Below are 1,226 nucleotides of genomic sequence, written 5' to 3' on the forward strand. Positions count from 1 at the left end.
CATGGCAAAAGCTAAATTCGAGCGCACCAAGCTGCACGTCAATGTCGGCACCATCGGTCACGTTGACCATGGCAAGACCACGTTGACCGCTGCGCTGACCAAGATCGGTGCAGAGCGTTTCGGTGGCGAGTTCAAGGCGTACGACGCGATCGACGCAGCACCGGAAGAGAAGGCGCGCGGCATCACGATTTCGACCGCACACGTCGAATACGAATCCCCGAACCGCCACTACGCCCACGTTGACTGCCCCGGCCACGCCGACTACGTCAAGAACATGATCACTGGTGCAGCGCAGATGGACGGCGCGATCCTGGTGTGTTCGGCCGCTGACGGCCCGATGCCGCAGACCCGTGAGCACATCCTGCTCTCGCGTCAGGTCGGTGTGCCGCACATCGTCGTGTTCCTGAACAAGGCCGACATGGTCGACGATGCCGAGCTGCTCGAGCTGGTCGAAATGGAAGTGCGCGAGCTGCTGAGCAAGTACGACTTCCCGGGCGACGACACCCCGATCATTCACGGTTCGGCGCGTCTGGCGCTGGACGGTGATCAGAGCGAAATCGGCGTGCCGGCGATCCTGAAGCTGGTCGATGCGCTGGACAGCTTCATTCCGGATCCGACCCGCGACGTCGATCGCCCGTTCCTGATGCCGGTCGAAGACGTGTTCTCGATCTCTGGCCGCGGCACCGTGGTGACCGGTCGTATCGAGCGTGGCATCATCAAGGTGGGCGACGAAATCGAAATCGTCGGTATCCGCGATACGCAGAAGACCACGGTCACCGGCGTTGAGATGTTCCGCAAGCTGCTGGACCAGGGTCAGGCAGGCGACAACGCCGGTCTGCTGCTGCGCGGCACCAAGCGTGACGACGTCGAGCGCGGCCAGGTGCTGTGCAAGCCGGGTTCGATCAAGCCGCATACCGAGTTCGAAGCCGAAGTTTACGTGCTGTCCAAGGATGAGGGTGGTCGTCATACCCCGTTCTTCAAGGGCTACCGTCCGCAGTTCTACTTCCGTACCACCGACATCACTGGCGCCTGCCAGCTGCCGGAAGGCGTGGAAATGGTGATGCCGGGCGACAACGTGAAGATGGTTGTGACGCTGATCAACCCGGTCGCGATGGACGAAGGTCTGCGCTTCGCAATCCGCGAAGGTGGCCGCACCGTCGGCGCCGGCGTGGTTGCCAAGGTCATCAAGTAAGCAATGCCTGCAGTTCGGCGGCCTCGGTCGCCGA

Annotated in this window: 1 protein-coding gene; it reads left to right on the top strand. The window is 62.3% G+C overall.

Going from position 1 to position 1,226, the window contains the following annotated elements:
* Position 1: 1 nt before the first annotated feature.
* Positions 2-1,192 (top strand): elongation factor Tu, encoded by a 1,191-nt coding sequence (gene tuf, locus XdyCFBP7245_RS23400; protein WP_104617719.1) that lies wholly within the window; start codon positions 2-4, stop codon positions 1,190-1,192.
* Positions 1,193-1,226 lie beyond the last annotated feature (34 nt).

The organism is Xanthomonas dyei (genome assembly GCF_002939865.1).
GTDB lineage: Bacteria > Pseudomonadota > Gammaproteobacteria > Xanthomonadales > Xanthomonadaceae > Xanthomonas > Xanthomonas dyei.

What these genes read in the sequence shown, in the direction of transcription:
- tuf (WP_104617719.1), top strand. Translation starts at nt 2, where the DNA reads ATGGCAAAAGCTAAATTCGAGCGCACCAAGCTGCACGTCAATGTCGGC.